At 74.3% G+C, this 17,659-nt stretch carries 13 protein-coding genes and 2 pseudogenes; 10 read left to right on the plus strand and 5 right to left on the minus strand.

The genetic code is table 11. The features are described from left to right. Positions 1-96: 96 nt before the first annotated feature. From ACF1BN_RS22780 to ACF1BN_RS22790, 3 genes are all read right to left on the minus strand, one after another. Complete coding sequence (locus tag ACF1BN_RS22780; protein WP_392333473.1) at positions 97-1,482, minus strand: rhodanese-like domain-containing protein; 1,386 nt, start codon at positions 1,480-1,482, stop codon at positions 97-99. A 273-nt stretch (positions 1,483-1,755) separates the two neighbouring features. After that, positions 1,756-2,544: an IclR family transcriptional regulator gene (locus ACF1BN_RS22785; protein ID WP_392333425.1), complete on the minus strand. Its 789-nt coding sequence runs from the start codon at positions 2,542-2,544 to the stop codon at positions 1,756-1,758. A gap of 300 nt (positions 2,545-2,844) precedes the next feature. Further along, positions 2,845-3,321 (minus strand): GNAT family N-acetyltransferase, encoded by a 477-nt coding sequence (locus ACF1BN_RS22790; RefSeq protein ID WP_392333426.1) that lies wholly within the window; start codon positions 3,319-3,321, stop codon positions 2,845-2,847. A 280-nt stretch (positions 3,322-3,601) separates the two neighbouring features. On the opposite strand from ACF1BN_RS22790, the gene ACF1BN_RS22795 reads away from it, so the two are divergent. From ACF1BN_RS22795 to ACF1BN_RS22840, 10 genes and pseudogenes are all read left to right on the plus strand, one after another. Next, positions 3,602-5,062, plus strand: a complete 1,461-nt coding sequence (locus ACF1BN_RS22795; RefSeq protein ID WP_392333427.1) for a tetratricopeptide repeat protein — start codon at positions 3,602-3,604, stop codon at positions 5,060-5,062. Positions 5,063-5,290: 228 nt separating this feature from the next. Beyond that, positions 5,291-7,666, plus strand: a complete 2,376-nt coding sequence (locus tag ACF1BN_RS22800; protein ID WP_392333428.1) for a collagenase — start codon at positions 5,291-5,293, stop codon at positions 7,664-7,666. Between the two features lie 89 nt (positions 7,667-7,755). Further along, positions 7,756-8,895: pseudogene (locus ACF1BN_RS22805) on the plus strand (NAD(P)/FAD-dependent oxidoreductase); the annotation flags it as partial. A 255-nt stretch (positions 8,896-9,150) separates the two neighbouring features. After that, a pseudogene (locus ACF1BN_RS22810) lies at positions 9,151-9,363 on the plus strand ((2Fe-2S)-binding protein); the annotation flags it as partial. Then, positions 9,344-10,741 (plus strand): FAD-dependent oxidoreductase, encoded by a 1,398-nt coding sequence (locus ACF1BN_RS22815; protein ID WP_392333429.1) that lies wholly within the window; start codon positions 9,344-9,346, stop codon positions 10,739-10,741. The pseudogene ACF1BN_RS22810 and the gene ACF1BN_RS22815, both read left to right, overlap by 20 nt. A gap of 80 nt (positions 10,742-10,821) precedes the next feature. After that, positions 10,822-11,721, plus strand: coding sequence for a dihydrodipicolinate synthase family protein (locus tag ACF1BN_RS22820; protein ID WP_392333430.1), 900 nt, complete (start codon positions 10,822-10,824; stop codon positions 11,719-11,721). Between the two features lie 19 nt (positions 11,722-11,740). Then, the gene (locus tag ACF1BN_RS22825) at positions 11,741-12,745 is read left to right on the plus strand and encodes a proline racemase family protein (RefSeq protein ID WP_392333431.1); all 1,005 of its coding nucleotides are present in this window, start codon (positions 11,741-11,743) and stop codon (positions 12,743-12,745) included. After that, positions 12,733-13,788, plus strand: coding sequence for a proline racemase family protein (locus ACF1BN_RS22830; protein ID WP_392333474.1), 1,056 nt, complete (start codon positions 12,733-12,735; stop codon positions 13,786-13,788). The genes ACF1BN_RS22825 and ACF1BN_RS22830 overlap by 13 nt, the downstream gene beginning before the upstream one ends. Then, entirely contained in the window at positions 13,785-14,723 is a 939-nt protein-coding gene (locus ACF1BN_RS22835; RefSeq protein ID WP_392333432.1) for an ornithine cyclodeaminase family protein, read from the plus strand. The genes ACF1BN_RS22830 and ACF1BN_RS22835 overlap by 4 nt, the downstream gene beginning before the upstream one ends. Before the next feature lie 50 nt (positions 14,724-14,773). Further along, positions 14,774-15,490: a GntR family transcriptional regulator gene (locus ACF1BN_RS22840; protein WP_392333433.1), complete on the plus strand. Its 717-nt coding sequence runs from the start codon at positions 14,774-14,776 to the stop codon at positions 15,488-15,490. A gap of 76 nt (positions 15,491-15,566) precedes the next feature. Here ACF1BN_RS22840 and ACF1BN_RS22845 read toward each other — a convergent pair whose 3' ends face one another. Further along, the gene (locus tag ACF1BN_RS22845) at positions 15,567-17,012 is read right to left on the minus strand and encodes a glyceraldehyde-3-phosphate dehydrogenase (protein WP_392333434.1); all 1,446 of its coding nucleotides are present in this window, start codon (positions 17,010-17,012) and stop codon (positions 15,567-15,569) included. Between the two features lie 108 nt (positions 17,013-17,120). Then, positions 17,121-17,651 carry a hypothetical protein gene (locus ACF1BN_RS22850; RefSeq protein WP_392333435.1) on the minus strand — a complete coding sequence of 177 codons (531 nt, stop codon included), beginning with the start codon at positions 17,649-17,651 and terminating at the stop codon, positions 17,121-17,123. Positions 17,652-17,659: the final 8 nt, after the last annotated feature.

The raw sequence follows: 17,659 nt of genomic DNA on the forward strand, positions 1-17,659 counted from the left end.
TCGCGGGTGCGTTCGTCGGTGCGGGTGCGGGTGCGGGTGCGGGTGCGGCCGAGGAGGAGGTGGCGGAGAGGTGGGGCGGGGGTGGGTGCGGGCCGGTCAGGTGGCCGGGGTCGCCGTCAGGGCCCAGGCCGCGTATCCGCCGAGGAGGTCGGAGACGTCCTCGAAGCCGCGCCGGCGCAGGAGGCTGGCGGCGATCGAGGAGCGGTGGCCGCCGGCGCAGTGCAGGACGAGGGGCCGGTCGGAGGGGAGTTCGCCGTCGCGGTGGGGGAGTTCGTTGAACGGGATGTGGACGGCCGCGTCGATGACGCCGTCCGCCGCGCGCTCGTCGCCCCCGCGGAGGTCCACGACGAGCGGCGGCCGGGTGCCCGCCAGGGCGGTCCGCAGCCTGGCGGCGGTGACCCTGCTCGCCGGCGCCGCTTCGGCGGCCAGCGCCTCCAGGGCGGCCTCCGGCTCGGGGAGGTAACCCTCGGTGAGGTCGAGGCCGACGCGGGCGAGCCGGGTGAGCACTTCCTCCGCGCGCCCCTCGGGGGCGATGACGAGGAGCCGGTCGCCGGGGTCGAGGACGGTTCCGGCCTGCTCGGCGAAGCGGCCGTCGGCCGGTACGTTGACCGCGCCGCGCAGGTGCCCGGCGGCGAACTCCTGCGGATCGCGCGCGTCGACCACGACCGCCCCGGCGTCCCGCAGCGCGGTGAACCCGGCGAGGGAGAGCGGCCGGGCGGCGGTGGAGGAGTCGTACCGCGGGCGGTCCCTGCGGTTGAGCGCGGCGTCGTGCGCGAAGTATCCGGGGGCGCTGGTCTGTCCGGCGGTGACGAGGGCGACGAACTCCTCGCGGCCCATCGGCGCGCAGGCGTAGTTGGTCGCCCGCTGCTCCCCGACGGTGGAGGACCTCTCCGCGGAGAGGTGCTTGCCGCAGGCGGACCCGGCGCCGTGGGCGGGGAAAACGCGGACCGCGTCGGGGAGGCCCATGAGCTTGTGCTGGACGCTGTGGTGGAGCATCCCGCCCAGCTCCTCGGCGGTCACGCCGGCCGAGGCGAGGAGGTCGGGCCTGCCGACGTCGCCGATGAACAGGGCGTCACCGGTCAGGACCCCGTACGGCACCGCGTCCCCGGTGTGTTCGTACACCAGGACGCTGATCGACTCGGGGGTGTGGCCCGGGGTCTCCATGACCTCCAGGACGACGTCGCCGAGGGGGATCCGCTCGCCGTCGGTGAGCGGGCGGATCGGGTACTCGGTCTCCGCGCGCCGGCCGTAGCCGATCCACGCCCCGGTGCTGTCGGCCAGTTCCAGGTGACCGGCGACGAAGTCGGCGTGGAAGTGGGTGTTGACGACGCCGACGACGGTGAGGCCGTGCGCGGTGGCGTCCGCGAGGTACTCGGACACGTCGCGGCGAGGGTCCACGACCACGGCCTGCCCGGTCCGCTCGTCGCCGATCAGGTACGAGGCGTGGGAGAGACAGTCGAGGTAGTACTGGGCGAAGAACACGGCGGAGCCTCCCATGGACGTCTGGATACCCCCCCGGGTATGAACGGGTCCGACCGTACGGCGTGCCGTCGCGCCGAGTCAAATACCCCCCTGGGTATCGAGGATCACAAGGTGGAGGTGAGGTGCCGTATACGGGAGGGGGTATTCTGAGCTGCACGGGGGAAGCGAGAGGGGCACCACCGGTCCCTCGGTGGTGCCCCTCTCGCTTCCCCCGTGCAGCTCGCTCGCGGCCCTCCCTCCGCCGGACTCCCCGCACGCCCCGCGGACGCCGGGTCAAGGCTCGTGGCTGTGCGCGGCGACCGCGAAGGTCCGGGAGAGCAGGACCTGCTCCGCCCGTCGCTGGAGCCGGTCCGCGAGCCCCCGCAGCCGGGCCCCCTCGGAGGCGGGGATCGACAGCGCCACCGCCGCCGTCTCCGCGCCGACGGTGATCGGCACCGCCGCGCAGGCCGCGCCGAGCGCGTACTCCTGGTGCTCCAGGACCGGCAGCCGGCGCGGCAGGGCGACGAGCCGCCGCTCGAAGTCGCGCCGCGCCTCGACCGTGTGCGGGGTGAGGGCCGTCACCGGGTGGCGGCTCAGGTGGTCGCCGCGCTGTTCCGGGTCCAGTTGGAGCAGCAGGCTCTGCCCGGCGGCGTGGGCGTGCGCCGTCGCCCGGAAGTCGGCCCACTCCTGGACCGGCGGGCGCGCCGGGTTGTCCGACACGGCGCCCACCTCGACCTCGCCGTCCCGGTACTGGACGAAGTACACGGCCGCGTCCAGGTCCAGGCTCAGGGTGTCGATCCAGGCCTGGATGCGCAGCGCCGGCTCGTGGGCCGTGTGCCCGGCGTCCCGGCGCAGCGGCGAGACGAGCGCGTAGACACCGTTGTCGTTGCGGACGAGCCCCTCGTGGACCAGGGTCCTGAGCAGGTGGTACGCCGTCGGCAGCGGCAGCAGCGCCTCGCGGGCCAGCTGCTTGGCGCTTCCCGCGCCCCCGCGCCGTTCCAGCTCGTCCAGCAGTCGTACGGCCCGGCGTACCGACTGGATCAGGGTCGGTGCCGTGCCGCCTTCCCCCTCGCGATGTGCCATACGCGTCCTCTCTCCCGGAGCGGAGCACTGTGCTCCGGGGTCCATGATCGGACAGTGAAGGCGGAATCACGTACCGTCAGGTAGCCCGGGGTGTCGGAACAGGCCGCGCCACCGCCGCGAGAAGCGCCGCGAGCAGCCGCAAGGGCGCGCGTCGACCTCCCGACCTGAAACCCCGGAACCCCTGCAACCCCGGAACCCGGAACCCGCCGCCGTGGGCGAAGTCGCCTCAGCGACGGGCGTCGCGGAGGAACCCGGCCGCCGGATCCCCGATACCGGATCCCCGATACCGGATCCCCGCTATCAGGTCCCGGACCCCGGGGCCATGTCGTACGTGATCCACATCGTGCGCGTGGCCACCTGGTCGTACTTGGAGCGGGCGCGGTGGTTGTCGTCGGCCGTGATCCAGCGGACGACGCTCCAGCCGCGCTCCGCGCCGATCTCGCGCAGCGCCGCGAGCAGTCGGTCCGCCGCGCCGGTGCCGCGGCTCGCGGGGTCCACGAACAGGTCGTCGAGCCAGCCGCCGACGGACGCGGAGAGGGGCCGGGCGAAGGGACGGAAGTGCGCGAGCCCGACGAGCCGGCCGTCGGCGCCCTCCGCCACCAGCCCCTCCACCTCGTGCCCGGGGTCGCGGATCCAGGACCAGACGAGCCGGGCGGCCTCCTCGGTCTGCTCGACCTTGTAGAACTCGGCGTACCCGCGGTACAGGGCGCGCCACTGGTCGAAGTCCTCCTCCAGGACCGGACGGACCCGGACGGCGGCGGCGTCGGCGACGGACATGAACCCTCACTCTCCTCGTGCACCGCGCCCTGCGGTGCACCAGCAAGTGGATCACGCCACGCCCGGTGCGAGGGCCTGCGGGAGGAGCGGACCGCGGGCGTCCGGGGCGCGAGGGGCGGACGGCGGCACGCGGGGCGCGCGGGGAGGCGTGTGCGGCGTGGCGCGGCGGCGGGCGGGGCACGCTCCCGGTGCCGGCGGGGAGCGGTGCGTTCCGCCTCCGGACGGGCCGTGCCCGTCCGGCCGTCCGGCAGTACCCGAGGAACCGAGGTGAGGAACCGCATTGGCGACCGACCGTCACGGCAACACCCTGCACGCCTGCACCCCGGAGGGCGCGGATCACCTGGACCGGGCCGTGGAGGCCCTTCTCTTCTTCCGGCCCGAGGTGTCCCCGGCCGTCGAGGACGCCCTGGCGGCGAGCCCCGACTCGCCCGACGCCCAGGCGTTCGCCGTCTACCTGGGGGTGCTCGGCACCGAACACACCGCGGCCACCAGGGCCCGCGCCCGCTTCGACGGCTATCTCGCGGGCCGCGACACGAGCGCTCTGCCCGCGCGCGAACGGCTCCACCTGGCGGCCTCCGGCGCCCTGCTCGCCGGTGACCTGCACGGGGCGGCCGGCCTCCTGGAGGAGCTGTCCCTGGCGTATCCGCGGGATGTGCTCGCGCTGTTCGCCGGGCACCAGCTGGACTTCCTCACCGGGGACGCCGTCCGGCTGCGGGACCGGATCGGCGGCGCGCTGTCGGCGTGGGGGAGGGCGGACGAGCACCGGGGGCCGCTGCTCGGCATGTACGCCTTCGGCCTGGAGGAGTGCGGGCACTACGGACGCGCCGAGGAGACCGGGCTCGCGGCGGTCGAGCGGCATCCCGGGGACGTGTGGGCGGTGCACGCCGTCACCCACACATACGAGATGCGGGGCAGGATCGCCGAGGGCGTCGCCTTCCTCGACGCGCGGGTGGACGACTGGACGCGCGGCAACTACCTGACGGTGCACAACTGGTGGCACTACGCCCTGTACGCCCTGGAGGCAGGCGCGGAGGAGACCGCGCTGCGCGTCTACGACGCGGCCGTCCACCACGAGGAGTCGGCGGGTCTCGCGATGGAACTCCTCGACGCCGCCGCGCTGCTCTGGCGGCTGCGGCTGGCGGGAAGGGAGGAGCCGGAGCGCTGGGCGCGGCTCGCCGACGCCTGGGCCGAGCGGGCCGACCCGCCGTTCTACGCCTTCAACGACGCCCACGCGGTGATGGCCTACGTGGGGGCGGGCCGCATCGCGGAGGCGGAGGCGCTGGTGGCCGACCGCAGGCGGTGGCTGGTCGAGGGCGCCGCCGACGCGGCCCGGCGCTCCGTCTCCAACCACGCCATGACGGCGGAGGTCGGACTCCCGGTCTGCGAGGCGCTGGTGGCGCAGGGGAGGGGCGACCACGCGGCCGTGGTGGAGCTGCTGTGGCCGGTACGGCGGCGGATCCAGGCCTTCGGCGGCAGCCACGCCCAGCGGGACGCCGTCCAGCGGACGCTGCTGGAGTCGGCGCTCGCCGCGGGCGACCACGACCGGGCCCGGCTGCTGCTGAGCGAGCGGGACGGGCTGCGCCCGGACAGCCCGTACAACTGGCTGGGCCGGGCCCGGCTGGCCGACGCGATCGGTGACGCGGCCCGGGCGGCGGTGGCGCGGGAGCGGGCGGAGGGCGCGGCGAAGGGGCTGCGGCCGACGGCGCCCGGCCTCGGCCCCGTACCGAACTCCCTGGTCTGACCGGCGGGTTCGACGCCCGGCGGAAGGGCCGGGTGTCCGCCTCCCCCGTTCCCTTCGCGGAGGCGGACACCCGGCGGCGCAACTGACCCGCGCACAGGGGTTGTCAGTGCAATTTCACATTACTATGTTACACCTCGCACGGTGCCGGATGTCTCCCTGTCAACTCCCGTTCAGGTCCGTCCGATCGGCCGCGCGCACCCTCATCCCCACCCCCACCCAGGAGACCTCGTGTCCCAGCACAGAGTCGTGCGCTCCTCCCTCCTCACCACCGCGATAGCCGTGACCCTCCTGGCCTCCGCCGGCCAGGCGTCTCCGCAGGCCGCCGAGGCCCCCGCCCCGAGCGCCGCCACCGCCGTCCCCGGCGCCTTCGCGCCCACGGCAGCCGCCGAGCCGAACCCCTTCGACGAGGTGGAACGATTCGCCACCGCGCGGACCGCCGCACCCGCCCCGGCGCCCGCGCCCGGCGGCACCGGGGACACCCGGGCCCGCGTCCCCGGTCAGGCGAAGAAGGGCGCGCAGCCCGCCGCCGAGAAGCGGAGCGTCCGGACCGCGCCCGCCGCCACCGCCACGACCGCCGGTGTCCCGTGCACCCTCGACGGCGTCACCGGACTCTCCCCGGCCGCCTTCGCCGACTTCCTCGCCGACCCCGCCGTCACCGCCGACGGCTGTCTGAGCGGCCTCGTCTGGAGCTGGGACGCCCGCCTCGCCCCGGTCATGTCCGACGCCCACGTGCAGGCCGTCGCCCAGCGGATCACCGGCCTGGCCGCCGCCCACGACGGCCGCAACTCCTCCCACCTGGAGGAGATGTTCACCTACCTCCACGCCGTCGCCTACCACGACTTCTCGCGCACCGAGATCGACATCACCGACGCCCCGACCGCCGACGCGATCCGCCGCGCCGTCGCCGCCTTCGGGTCCGCGGCCCGCACCTTCGACGCCACCCCCAGCAACGCCCGCACCCTCCGCGAGGCCCTCTACGCCGGCAGCGCCCCCGGCCTGCGTCAGCACCAGCTGGGCCTCATCACCAAGGTCCTCGCCACCATGGACCCGGCACACACCGCGACGCACAAGGACCCGACGTGGGCCGGTGCCGCGCTCGCCGCGCTCTCCGTCAACTACCTGGGCATCCACTCGGGCAACCAGGACGCCGCCTTCCACGCCGCCGTCGCCGCCGACCCCGGCTACCGGGCCGTCTTCAAGGCCTTCGCCGGACACACCCACCTCAAGGGCACCGCCAACGCCTGGGTCGTCCGCGACGCACTCAGCGAGTACGGCCGCTTCGGCGAGGTCGCCGGGCTGCGGGACGGAGTCGTCGCGGACCTCGGCGCCCTGATCGGCTCCGTCGAGTCCGCCTGGGGTCCGGGCAGCCAGCCCTGGGCCAAGGTCGTCTCCTGGCTGAACTTCTACGACGCCTGCGCCCCCTACGGCGTCTGCAAGGCCGACATCGAGGCCCGGATCCTCCCGTACACGTACACCTACGACAACGGCGCCCTGAAGGTCCGCACCGGCCTCGACCGGGCCACGGTCGACCAGCTCTACTACGCGAGCAAGCAGGTCAAGGCGCAGTTCCACCGGGTGGTCGGCAGCGAGCAGCCGCTGGCCGGCGACCCCAACACCACGCTGAACATCGTCCTGTACGGCTCGCGCGCCGACTACGAGAACTACCACCCGGTCCTCACCGGGTACGACACGAACAACGGCGGCATCTACATCGAGAACGGCGCCACCTTCTACACGTACCAGCGGCGCGTCCCGCAGGACTCCTCGCTCACCCTCGAAGAGCTCTTCCGCCACGAGTACGTGCACTACCTCAACGGCCGCTTCGCCGTCCCCGGCTTCTTCGGCCAGGGCCCCTGGTACCAGGGCGACCGCACCACCTTCATGGACGAGGGCACGGCCGAGTTCTTCGACGGCGCCACCCGCGACGACGGCATCGCCGTCCGCAGGTCCCTGGTCCGGGGGGTCATCAACGACACCGCGGGCGGCGGACCCCGCATGAGCGTCCGGCAGATCCTGCACGCCACCTACGACGGCGACGGCTTCCGCTTCTACAACTACGCCGGCACCTTCTTCGAGTACCTGTGGACCGAACGCCCCTCCCTCATCCGCGAGATGTACGACCGGCTGCGCGCGAACGACGTCGCCGGGTACGACGCCTGGCGCGAGCGGCTGAGCGCCGACACGGCCCTCCAGCAGGGGTACGACCGCTTCCTGGACGCCCAGATCGCCCAGGTCGACCGCCTCTTCGTCCCGAACACCACCTACACCGCCAACGGCCACCTGAGGGACTGGGACGTCGCCGCCGTCCGCTCCGCCTTCGCCGCCGCCACCCAGAACACCCCCGCCTGCGTCGAGGCGGGCGAGTACGGCAAGCGCCGCTTCGTCTGCACCGGCCGGATCACCGCCAACCTGGCGGACGCGAACAACCCCGACAAGGTCTTCAAGGACATGTCCGAGACCGTCGACTACTTCATCCTCGACCGGGCCGGCGCCGCCACCAACAACCTGGCCGACATGAACTGTTCCTTCGGCCCGGTCGACATCTGGTCCACCCGGGTCGCGGGCACCTCCGACTTCCGCTGCGAGGGCCCGCTGCGCAGCTGACGACCCGTCCGGCGGTCTCCACCGCACGCTCCGGTGCCCGGACCCGAAAGGGTCTGGGCACCACCAGAAGAATGTGACATATTACTGCCGTGCCCAACAGACACTCCCCGGACGTGGTGATCGTCGGAGCCGGCGTCGTCGGCGCCGCCTGCGCCTACTACGCGGCCCGCTCCGGACTCACCGTCGCCGTGGTCGACCGCGGTCCCGTCGCGGGCGGCACCACCGGTGCCGGGGAAGGCAACCTGCTCGTCTCCGACAAGGAGGCGGGCCCCGAGCTCGACCTCGCGCTGCTGTCCACGAGACTCTGGCGCGAACTCTCCGCGACACTCCCGCCGGAGACCGAGTACGAGCCCAAGGGCGGGCTCGTCGTGGCGCCCGACGAGCCCGCCCTCAAGGCCCTCCGCGCCTTCGCGGAGGGCCAGCGGGCGGCCGGCGTCACCGCCGCCGAGATCCCCGCCGACCGGCTCGCCGACCTCGAACCCCACCTCGCCCCCGGCCTCGCCGGCGGCTTCCACTACCCGCAGGACGCCCAGGTCCAGCCCGCCCAGGCCGCCGCCCGGCTGCTCGCCGCGTCCGGCGCCCACCTCCACCTCGGCGAGGAGGTCACCGCCGTCCTGCGCGGTCCGGCCGGCGCCGTCCGGGGCGTGCGCACCACCCGCCGCGAACTCCTCGCCCCCGCCGTCGTCAACGCCGCCGGCACCTGGGGCGGCGAGCTCGCCCGACTGGCCGGCGTCCACCTCCCGGTCCTGCCCCGCCGCGGCTTCGTCCTCGTCACCGAACCCCTCCCGCGGATCGTCCGCCACAAGGTCTACGCCGCCGACTACATCGCCGACGTGGCCAGCGGCTCCGCCGCGCTCCAGTCCTCCGCCGTCGTCGAGGGCACCCCCGGCGGCCCCGTCCTCATCGGCGCCACGCGCGAACGGGTCGGCTTCGACCGCGGCCTGTCCACCGAGGCCCTGCGCAGGCTCGCCGCCCAGGCCGCCGCGCTCTTCCCGGTCCTCGCCGACGTCCAGGTGCTCCGCGCCTACCACGGCTTCCGCCCCTACCTCCCCGACCACCTCCCGGCGATCGGCGCCGACCCTCGTGTCCCCGGCCTCCACCACGCCTGCGGCCACGAAGGCGCCGGCATCGGCCTGGCCCCCGCCACCGGAGTCCTCCTCGCCGCCGCCCTCACCGGCGCCGCGCCCCCGCTCGACCCGGCACCCTTCCGCCCCGAGCGCGACTTCGGCCCCGCGGACACCGGTCCCGCGGACGAGGGGCCCGCACCCACCGGCCCCGCACCCACCGGCCCCGCACCCACCGGCCCCGCGCCCACCGGCCCCGCGGGCGACAGCCCCGCACCCACCGTCCCCCCCGCAGGAGCAGCAGAGTTGAGCCGCTTGAGCCGCCGCAGCCCGCGCGCCCTCGTCGGAGGCGCGCCGCAGGAGACCTTCACCTTCCGCTTCGACGGCCGGGAGATCCCGGCCGCCGCCGGTCAGACCGTCGCCGCCGCCCTCTGGGGCGCGGGGATCCTCGCCTGGCGCACCACCCGGCACGGCGGCGAGCCCCGAGGCGTCTTCTGCGGGATCGGGCAGTGCTTCGACTGCCTCGTCACCGTCGACGGCACGCCCAACCGCCGCGCCTGCCTCGTCCCCGCCCGCCCCGGCGGCCTCGTCACCAGCCAGGAGGGAACCGGCCATGACGACCTCGCCGTCTGACCCCCGGCCCGAGCCCGCCGACCTCGCTGTCGTCGGCGCGGGACCCGCCGGCCTCGCCGCCGCCGTCACCGCCGCCGCGTTCGGCCTGACCGTCACCCTGCTCGACGCCGGGCCGCGCCCCGGAGGCCAGTACTACCGCCATCCCGCCCCTGCCCTGGGCGCCACCCGCCCCCAGGTCCTGCACCACGACTGGGCCGCCTTCGCGGGCCGGGAGGCCGAGCTGCGCGCGCACGAACAGGAGGGCCGCGTACGGTATCTGGCGGAGCATCAGGTGTGGAGCGTCACCGGATCCGGCACCGCGTGGACCGTCCACGCGCGGACCGACGACACCGCCGCGCAGCCGGTGCGCGCCCGCGCGGTGCTGCTCGCCACCGGGGCGTACGAGCGCCAGCTGCCCTTCCCCGGCTGGACCCTGCCCGGGGTCGTCGGCGCCGGGGGAGCGCAGGCCATGCTGAAGAGCGGGCTCGTGCTTCCGGGCCGCCGCGTGGTCGTCGCGGGCAGCGGACCGCTGCTGCTCGCCGTCGCCGCCTCGCTGGCCGCCGCCGGCGCACGGGTCCCCGCCGTCGTCGAGGCCGCCGGATACGCCGGGTACGTCCGTCACACCGGCACGCTGCTGCGCAACCCCGCCAAACTCGCCGAAGGCGCCCTCTACGGCGGGGCGCTGCTGCGCCACCAGGTCCGGCCGCTGCTCCGGCACGCCGTCGTCGAGGCGCACGGCACCGATCGGATCGAGGCGGTCACCGTGGCGCGCCTCGACCGCGACTGGCGGCCGGTGCCCGGCACCGGGCGCCGCGTCCCCTGCGACGCGCTCGCCGTCGGCCACGGCCTGGTCCCCGAACTCTCCCTCGCCACCGCCCTCGGCTGCGCCACCCGCACCGCCGCCGACGACACCGTCGCCCTCGTCCTCACCCCCGGGCTGCGCACCTCGGTCCCCGGCGTCTGGGCCGCGGGCGAGACCGGCGGGATCGGCGGCGCCCCGCTCGCCCTGACCGAGGGCGAGATCGCCGCCCACGGCATCGCCGGACGGGCGGTTCCCGCCGCCCTCGCACGGCGCCGCGCACGGCTGCGGGCCTTCGCCGACGCCATGGGCGCCGCGCACCGGCCCGGCCCCGGCTGGACCGGCTGGCTGAGCGAGCGGACCGCGGTCTGCCGCTGCGAGGAGGTCCCCGCCGGGCGCGTCCGCGAGGCGGTCGAGGAGCTGGGCGCGAGCGACGCGCGCACGGTGAAGCTGCTGACCCGGGCCGGGATGGGCTGGTGCCAGGGCCGGATGTGCGGTCCCGCCGTGGCCGCGCTCGCCGGCGGCGGACCGGCCCCGGACCGGCGCCCGCTGGCCTGCCCGGTCCGCCTCGGCGACCTCGCGGGGCTCCCGATCGACTAGCCGTTCCGTGGCGACCGCACCCTTGTGGCCGCCGTACACCCCCTAGTAAAATGTCACACACTACAAAGGAGTACGTCACGATGACCGACACCCGCACCCGCCCCTGGCACGGCATCATGGTCGCCACCACCCTGCCGCTGCGCGACGACCTCTCCGTCGACCTCGACGCCTACGCCGAGCACGTCCGCTGGCTCCTCGCCAACGGCTGCGACGGCGTCGTGCCCAACGGCTCGCTCGGCGAGTACCAGACCCTCACCGATACCGAGCGCGCCGCCGTCGTCCGCACCGCGGTCGAGGCCGCGGGCGACGGCGCCCGCGTCATGCCCGGCGTCGCCGCCTACGGCTCCGCCGAGTCCCGCCGCTGGGCCGAGCAGGCCGCGGAGGCCGGCGCCGGCTCCGTCCTCCTCCTGCCCCCGAACGCCTACCGCGCCGACGAGGACGCCGTCCGCGCCCACTACGCCGAGGTCGCCCGGGCGGGCCTGCCGATCGTCGCGTACAACAACCCCATCGATACCAAGGTCGACCTCACCCCGCCCCTCCTCGCCCGCCTCCACGCCGACGGGCACATCGTCGCCGTCAAGGAGTTCAGCGGCGACGTCCGCCGCGCCTACGAGATCGCCGAACTCGCCCCCGGACTCGACCTCCTCATCGGCGCCGACGACGTCCTCCTGGAGCTGGCCGTCGCGGGCGCCGTCGGCTGGATCGCCGGCTACCCCAACGCCCTCCCGGAGTCCGCCGCCACCCTCTACCGCGCCGCCGTCACCGGCGACCTCACCACCGCGCTCCCGCTCTACAAGGCGCTGCACCCGCTCTACCGCTGGGACTCCAAGACCGAGTTCGTCCAGGCCATCAAGCTCTCCATGGACCTCGCCGGCCGCCCCGGCGGCCCCACCCGCCCGCCGCGCCTCCCGCTCACCGGCGCCGTCGAGACCGCCGTCCGCGCCGCCACCGAGAAGGTCCTGGCCGAGGGCCTGCGCTAGAGAGAGGGGAAGACAGCCCATGCGCACCCGACACGTCTACCACGCGGTCGACTCCCACACCGAGGGCATGCCCACCCGGGTGATCACCGGCGGAGTGGGGGTGATCCCCGGCGCCACCATGGCCGAGAAGCGGCTCCACTTCATCGAGCACCGCGACTCCCTGCGCACCCTGCTGATGTACGAGCCGCGCGGCCACGCCGCCATGAGCGGCGCGATCCTCCAGCCCGCGACCCGGCCCGACGCCGACTACGGCGTCCTCTTCGTCGAGGTCTCCGGCCTGCTGCCGATGTGCGGCCACGGCACCATCGGCGTCGCCACCGTCCTCGTCGAGACGGGCATGGTGCCGGTCACCGAACCGGTCACCACCGTCCGCCTCGACACCCCGGCCGGCCTCGTCTCCGCCGACGTCCGCGTCGAGGACGGCGCCGCCCGCTCCGTCACCCTCACCAACGTCCCCGCCTTCAGCGTCGGACTCGACCTCAAGGCCGACGTCCCCGGCCTCGGCACCGTCACCTACGACCTCGCCTACGGCGGCAACTTCTACGCCTTCGTCGAACTCGACGCCCTCGGCCTCCCCTTCGACCGCGCCCACAAGCAGGAACTGATCACCGCCGGACTGGCGATCATGGACGCGATCAACGCGGGCGACGACCGGCCCGTCCACCCCGAGGACCCCGCCGTCGCCGGGGTCAAGCACGTCTACCTCGCCGCCCCCGGCTCCGACGCCACCCGCTCCCGGCACGCCATGGCCATCCACCCCGGCTGGTTCGACCGCTCCCCGTGCGGCACCGGCACCAGCGCCCGGATGGCCCAGTTGCACGCCCGCGGACAACTCGCCCTGGACACCGACTTCGTCAACGAGTCCTTCATCGGCACCGAGTTCACCGGACGGCTCGTCGCGGAGACCACCGTCGGCGGCCGGCCCGCCGTCGTCCCGACCGTCACCGGACGGGCCTGGATCACCGGCACCGCCCAGTACTTCCTCGACCCCACCGACCCCTTCCCCGCCGGATTCCTGCTGTGACCGCCCTCCCCGCGGACGGGATCCGCGTCACCGACTACCACACCGCCGGCGAACCCTTCCGGATCGTCGCCGACGGCCTGCCGCCCGCCCCCGGAGACACCGTCGCCGAGCGGTGCGCCACCGCCATCGGCTCCGGCGGCTCCGGCACCGCCCCCCGCCCCGGCCCCCTGGACGCGCTGCGCCGCCTCCTCGTCCAGGAACCGCGCGGCCACGCCGGCATGTACGGCGGGTTCGTCGTCCCGCCCGACGACGACGGCGCCCACCTCGGCGTCCTCTTCTGGCACAAGGACGGCTTCTCCACCGCCTGCGGCCACGGCACCATCGCCCTCGCCGCCTGGGCCGTCGACACCGGACGCGTCCCGGCCGGCGACGGCGACCGGGACGTGCCCGTCCGGGTCGACGTGCCCTCCGGGCGGGTCACCGCCACCGTGCACCGCTCCGGCGGCCGCACCACCGGCGTCACCTTCCGCAACGTGCCCGCCCGGGTCACCGCCCGCAAGGTGCCCGTCGCCACCGGCCTCGGCATCGTCGAGGTCGACCTCGCCCACGCCGGCGCCTGCTACGCCTCCGTCTCCGCCCGCGACCTCGGCCTCACCGTGGACAAGGCCTCCCTGCCCGAACTCACCCGGGTGGGACGGGAGATCCGCACCGCGCTCGCCGGCCACCCCGCCACCTGGCACCCCGACGGGCCGCTGCTCTCCGGCGTCTACGGCGTCATCCTCCACGAGGAACTGCCGGACACCCCCGAAGGGCCGCGCGGGCGGAACGTCACCGTCTTCGCCGACGGCCAGATCGACCGCTCGCCGTGCGGCTCGGGCACCTCCGCCCGACTCGCCCTCCTCGCCGACGAGGGACTCCTGAAGGAGGGACAGGTCCTCACCCACGAGTCCGTCGCCGGCACGGTCTTCACCGGCCGCGTCGTCCCCGGCGGAGACCCGGCGGCCGGGCTCGTCACCGAGGTCACCGGCACCGCCCACCGCACCGGCGAGGCGCGCTTCACGCTCGACCCGGACGACACCCTCGGCGCGGGGTTCCTCCTGTGACCGCGCTCCCGTACCTAGACGGCGGCGCGGTCACCCGGGCGCTCACCCCGGCGGCGGCCGTCGAGGCCCTGGCGGACGTCCTGCGGGCAGGCCTCGACCCCGAGACCTGCCCACCCCGCTCCGCCGTCCCCGTCCCGGCCGGCGAACTGCTCCTCATGCCCGCCGCCGCCGGAAGCTGGGCCGGGGTCAAGATCGCCGGGGTGGCGCCCGGCAACGCGGACCTCGGACTGCCCCGCATCACCGGCGCCTACCTCCTCCTCGACGGCGTCACCCTGCGCCCCCGCGCCCTCCTCGACGGCGCCGCGCTCACCGCGTTGCGCACCCCGGCCGTCTCCGCCCTGGCGGTCCGTCACCTCACCACGGGGGAGCGGCCGTTGAAGGTGGTTCTGTTCGGGTCGGGACCCCAGGCGTACGGACACGTCGACGCGCTCCTCGCGGTGCGGAAGCTCGCCTCCGTCACCGTCGTCGGCCGCGACCCCGCGCGGGCCGAGGGGCTCGCCTCGTACGCCCGGGGGGCCGGTGTCCCCGAGGCCCGCACCGGTACCGCCGGGGACGTGGGGGAGGCGGATCTGGTGGTGTGCTGCACCACCGCCCGGACACCGCTCTTCGACGGGCGGTCGCCGGCGCCGGGGACGGTCGTCGTCGCGGTCGGCTCGCACGAGCCGGACGCCCGGGAGACCGACACCGCCCTCGTCCGCCGCTCCGAGGTGTGGGTCGAGGCGCGGACGGCGGCCCTGGCGGAGGCCGGTGACCTGCTGATCCCCGAGGCGGAGGGGGCGATCGGGCCCGGCCATGTCACCGGCACCCTCGCCGATCTCGTCCGGGGCCCGGCGCTGCCCGCCCCGGGCCCGGCTCCCCGCCTCTTCAAGAGCGTGGGCATGGCCTGGCAGGATCTCGCCGTGGCCGTCGCGGTCCACCGGGCGGCCACCGGCTGAGAAACGTGACATTGTACGCTGGTCGCCTGCGGATTCTCGGAGGATACGGCGTGGGTGACCTGAAGCAGCACAGTCTCATCAAGGCCCAGGAGCGGCTTCGCGACCAGGTGGGCCACGCGCTGCGCGCGGCCCTCACGGCCGGCGAGCTCAAGCCCGGGACCGTCTACTCGGCCCCGGGCCTGGCGGCCGAGCTGGGCGTGTCGGCCACCCCGGTCCGCGAGGCCATGCTCGACCTCGCCCGCGAGGGACTGGTGGAGCCGGTGCGCAACAAGGGCTTCCGGATCACCGAGGTCAGCGAGCGCGAGCTCGACCAGTGCACCGAACTGCGCATGCTCATCGAGGTGCCCACGGTCGGCCGGGTCACCGAGAGCGCGACGACCGAGGAGCTGGAGGCGCTGCGTCCGCTGGCCGAGGAGATCGTCACCAACGCCCGCGCGCACAACCTCATCGGCTACCTGGAGGCCGACCGGCAGTTCCACCTCACCCTGCTCGGCCTGTGCGGCAACGACCGGCTGGTGGAGACCGTGGGGGACCTGCGCAAGCGGTCCCGGCTCTACGGGCTGACCGGACTGGACGAGGCGGGCAAGCTGGTCTCCTCCGCCGAGGAGCACGTCGAACTGCTCGACCTCATGATCGCCCGCGACCGGGCCGGCGCCGAGGCGTGCATGATGCGCCACCTCGGGCATGTCCGCTCGCTCTGGGCCGAGGCCAGGGACGAACCGGTCGAGCCGGCGACGGGTGCCCTCCGCTCCGTGCGCAAGGGCTGACCGGTACGACGCGGCGAGGCGCGCCGCACTCCTGGCGGGGAGTGCGGCGCGCCTCGCCGCGTGTGGCGCGGGCGGATCAGACCGCCGGGGCCGGGAAGGTCGGGTACTCGACGCCCGAGACGTGCTGGACGACGCGGATGACCTGGCAGGAGTAGCCGAACTCGTTGTCGTACCACAGGTAGAGGATCGCGTTGTCGCCGTCGACCTTGGTCGCGCCGGCGTCCACGATGGAGGCGTGGCGCGAGCCCACGAAGTCCATCGAGACGGCGTCGGGAGCCGTGGTGAAGTCGATCTGGCGCTTCAGCGGCGAGTGCAGCGAGACGTCGCGCAGGTACTCCAGGACCTCGTCGCGGGTGGTCTCGCGGCCCAGGCGCAGGCTGAGGATGGCGATCGAGACGTCCGGGACGGGGACGCGGATCGAGCTGCCCGTGATCGGGGCCTTCAGCTCCGGCAGCGCCTTGGCGACGGCCGAGGCGGCACCGGTCTCGGTGATCACCATGTTGAGCGGCGCGGAACGGCCGCGGCGGTCGGCCTTGTGGTAGTTGTCCAGCAGGTTCTGGTCGTTCGTGAACGAGTGGACGGTCTCCACGTGACCGCGCAGCACGCCGTACTCGTCGTCCATCGCCTTGAGCGGCGGGACGATGGCGTTGGTGGTGCAGGAGGCGCAGGACAGGATCTTCTCGTCCGGCTTGATCGTGTCGTGGTTGACACCGTGCACGATGTTCGGCACGTCGCCCTTGCCGGGCGCGGTCAGGACGACCTTGTCGATGCCGGGGCGCAGGTGCTTGGACAGGCCCTGGCGGTCCCGCCACTTGCCGGTGTTGTCGATCAGGATGGCGTTCTCGATGCCGTACGCCGTGTAGTCGACCTCGGAGGGGTCGTCGGCGTAGATCACCTTGATCGTGTTGCCGTTGGCGACGATGGTGCTGTTCGCCTCGTCGACCGTGATCGTGCCCTGGAACTGGCCGTGGATCGAGTCCCGGCGCAGCAGGGAGGCACGCTTGACGAGATCGGCCTCGCCGCCGCCGCGCACCACGATGGCGCGCAGGCGCAGGCCGTTGCCCGAACCGGCCTTCTCGATGAGGAGGCGGGCGACCAGGCGGCCGATGCGGCCGAAGCCGTAGAGGACGACGTCCCGGCCGTCACGGCGCTCGATCTTGTTCGCACCCGTGGCGCCGGCGACGGCCTCCGCGGTGAACTCCGCGACCGTCAGGCCGCGCGAGTCGGCCTTGTACTCGGCGGCGAGCATGCCGATGTCGATCTGCGAGGGGCCGAGGTCGAGCGTGGTGAGCGTCTGCAGGAAAGGCAGCGTCTCGGTGACCGAGAGCTCCTCGCCGGCGATCTGGCGGGCGAAGCGGTGCGTCTTGAGGATGCTGACGACCGACTTGTTCACCAGGGAGCGGCTGTGAACGAGGACGGTGACGTCCTGCTCACGGTGCAGCTTCCCGATGATCGGGATCATCGACTCCGCGATCTCCTCACGGTTCTTCCAGCTGGTGAACGAGTCATCATTGACAGTCACAAGAGTTATCTTTCGAGCTAGACGGCGCTCATATGGTAACCCGCTGCTCCTCGCCCCCCACAAGGGGGCCCGAACGTCTGTCCTCCAGCTCACACCCGCGGGCCCCGGTCAGGCGAAGCGGTCGGACACGAGCCGCCGCAGCTCGGCCGCCGACGCGGGCGCCAGCCGGTAGATCCCCTGGAGGCTGTTGGAGCGCAGCAGCCGGCCGTCCTCCACGTACTTCAGGGTCCGCTCGCCCCGGCGGGAGGTGAAGGTCAGCCGCTCCAGGAGTTCGCCGGGGACCACCGTGTCGAAGGAGAGCGGGGAGCCCGGCGGGCCGATCAGCACCTCCGACACGAAGCCGGTCTTGAGCCGCCGCCAGTACATGAGCTTCGCGTAGTCGTCGTCGTGGAGCTCGGCCCCCGCCTCCTCGTGCGTCAGGACGCGCGACACCTCCATCGCCCCCAGCACGTGGAGCCGGGTGCGGTGGACCCGCACCGGGTGGATCGTGTCACCGGGCCGCACCCCGGCCCGCAGGAAGCTGGGCTGCGAGCCGTAGGGCCCCCCGAAGAGGATTGTCAGCCGCAGGCCCTCCTCCCCGGAGCGCTTCAGCTCCCGGCAGAGGGCGTCGGTCCACAGCGTCGTGTAGGAATTCGCCATGGCGGCAC

Source organism: Streptomyces sp. NPDC014861 (assembly GCF_043081625.1).
In the GTDB taxonomy this organism is placed as follows: Bacteria; Actinomycetota; Actinomycetes; order Streptomycetales; family Streptomycetaceae; genus Streptomyces.

Coding starts and splice junctions, on each gene's coding strand:
- ACF1BN_RS22815 (WP_392333429.1), top strand. CDS start 9,344: ATGACGACCTCGCCGTCTGACCCCCGGCCCGAGCCCGCCGACCTCGCT.
- ACF1BN_RS22785 (WP_392333425.1), bottom strand. CDS start 2,544: ATGGCACATCGCGAGGGGGAAGGCGGCACGGCACCGACCCTGATCCAG.
- ACF1BN_RS22790 (WP_392333426.1), bottom strand. CDS start 3,321: ATGTCCGTCGCCGACGCCGCCGCCGTCCGGGTCCGTCCGGTCCTGGAG.
- ACF1BN_RS22850 (WP_392333435.1), bottom strand. CDS start 17,651: ATGGCGAATTCCTACACGACGCTGTGGACCGACGCCCTCTGCCGGGAG.
- ACF1BN_RS22825 (WP_392333431.1), top strand. CDS start 11,741: ATGCGCACCCGACACGTCTACCACGCGGTCGACTCCCACACCGAGGGC.
- ACF1BN_RS22820 (WP_392333430.1), top strand. CDS start 10,822: ATGACCGACACCCGCACCCGCCCCTGGCACGGCATCATGGTCGCCACC.